The 2,344-nt window shown below is 58.4% G+C and carries 1 protein-coding gene and 1 pseudogene; one reads left to right on the forward strand and one right to left on the reverse strand.

Features of this window, described 5'->3' with window-relative positions:
• Nucleotides 1-286 (reverse strand): annotated as a pseudogene (locus CF70_RS37600) (hypothetical protein); the annotation flags it as partial.
• Between the two features lie 437 nt (nucleotides 287-723).
• Between CF70_RS37600 and chrA the strand changes: the two are divergent.
• Entirely contained in the window at nucleotides 724-1,941 is a 1,218-nt protein-coding gene (gene chrA, locus CF70_RS09640; RefSeq protein WP_035863538.1) for a chromate efflux transporter, read from the forward strand.
• Nucleotides 1,942-2,344: the final 403 nt, after the last annotated feature.

The following is a 2,344-nucleotide window of genomic DNA, read 5'->3' on the forward strand; positions in this document are numbered from 1 at the left end:
CCGAGCAAAGCGAACAAGCGGCGCAGCCTGGACACGCATGACCTGCATGCTTTCCGGATTTGCCTTGTTGCTTGGTATCCGCATCGCTCACGTGCGCTACGCAGTGGTCGTCGTCTTCATCGGACGATACTGTGATGACGCCTTCATGGCCATCAGACTGCACGCGCACTGCGCTCGCGTAAGCTTGCGTCGCGCCTTTTACCATCATCGTGGCCGCAGTCACCCCTTGCAGCGGAAGTGCTGCAATCAGGAGCAAGAGAAGGAAACGTGTGACGAGTCGAAGCATCGGGGGCGATAGCAGCCTTGTGGCCGCAGACTCGTAGTTTAGCGGATGCGCGCTGCCGCTCCAATAGGAGTCGCCTGCAAGACACAACTTCCCCGCTAACGAAAAAGGCGTTGCCCCTCCCATAGTGGGAAGGTCTAAGGCGGGGCAGCCGGCGACCGGCCATCGAAGGTCGCCTCCCTGGGCAGGTCAATTAGCCAGGCGGACGGCTGCATTACTTCTCTTTCTATCGTGGTGCCCATCAGTGATAAAGCCCACTGCACCACTGTCGTACACGTATGCGGCACGACAGCAACTTAGAATCCACTGCTGCAGGCGGCCGCCGGTGAGATAATTGTTAGCGACAGAGCGCTTGATAACACCAGCCACCAGCGTGTCTCGACATGTACGCTGTCCGGTGCCCAAGCTGTCCTAATCCTAGCAACCGAAGACAAGCAAACATGCCCCCAGCTTCAACCCGAACGGCCGAGTCGACTGGCGGCTGGCTCGAAGTCTTCCTGGTATTTCTCAAGCTTGGACTTACGTCTTTTGGCGGCCCAATTGCGCACCTTGGCTACTTCCGCGAGGAAATCGTAGCCCGCCGAAAATGGATAGATGACAAAACGTACTCTGACCTGGTCGCGCTGTGCCAGTTTCTACCAGGCCCCGCGAGCAGCCAGGTCGGCATCGCCCTCGGTCTGTCGCGAGCAGGCTGGCTCGGCGGACTCTCCGCGTGGATTGGCTTCACCTTGCCATCCGCCGCCGCCCTGATTGCTTTTGGCTACGGACTGAACACTTTTGTGGGACTGGGCAACTCCGGAGTCATCCATGGGCTTAAGGTTGCTGCGGTCGCCGTGGTCGCACAAGCGGTATGGGGAATGGCGCGAACACTGTGCCCGGACACACAACGCGTCTGCCTGACCCTTCTCGCAGTCGTACTTTCACTATTCCTTCCTACTGCTTACGGACAAATCATCGCCATCGCACTCACTGCTGGGTTGGGCATCCTTCTGGTGAAGCCATCGTCAGCACAATTGGTGTCGAATCACTACTTCCGCGTGGGCAAGGCAGCGGGAATCGTTGCCCTTATCTTCTTCTTCGGGCTGTTGTTTCTGCTTCCAATCGCAAGCGAAGTGCTCCGCAATGACAGCCTTATGTTGGCAGAGCGATTTATCCGCTCAGGCGCGCTCGTTTTTGGCGGCGGCCACGTCGTCCTGCCACTCCTTCAGTCCGCAGTAGTTACACCGAACTGGGTCGATGCTTCCGACTTCCTAGCAGGCTACGGTGCCGCTCAAGCCGTACCTGGCCCCCTGTTTACCTTTGCCGCCTTCCTTGGAACGGTCTCGAAGATAGGTCCCGGCGGATGGGTTGGCGGCCTGCTTTGCCTCATCGCTATCTTTGTCCCTGCCGCGCTGCTTATCATCGGTGCGCTGCCGTTCTGGAGTGAACTCCGGGAACGGACGACTTTGCAGTCCGCCATGGCCGGTGCGAATGCGGGCGTCGTCGGCGTACTTGCTGCAGCGCTGTATGACCCTGTCTGGACGACAGCGATTCACTCCCGCGCAGATTTCGCCCTTGCACTCATTGCCTTTGTCGGTCTTGTACGGTTCCGGGCGTCGCCACTACTTGTCGTAGCGTTCGCCGCGATTGTGGGCGGACTGTTGGGGCAGTTGCAGTGATTGCATACTCTTAACTCGGTAGTTCACATCCCCATCCTAGAAGGGGCCTTAGGCACAAGCCTTCCGTTCCTCTTCCTGAAAGAGGGGGAAGTCATCTGCCCTGGAACGTCTTGCAGTACCGGAGGCTCCTTAGACGCGACTCGGGTAACCGGTAGTGACCGGAAAAACTCGGCAAGCATACGATACCTACGCCGATGGCCGGCGATTGAACAAGGGCTGTTGAGCGATTCGAGAGCCCTTTTCATTTGGGGCTAGGGCACAGACGGTACTTGGAAGCTGCTTTGCCTCCACCACTCCGACTCCCTGCCTTCAGAAAGTCCATCCCATTCGCTTCAGAGTCGCAGAGGGCCATACCTGGAACGGCCACGGCGACGAGCTAACGTCAAGAGTGGTGTATGGGCAT

This window comes from Cupriavidus sp. SK-3, from assembly GCF_000611145.1.
Taxonomy (GTDB): Bacteria; Pseudomonadota; Gammaproteobacteria; order Burkholderiales; family Burkholderiaceae; genus Cupriavidus.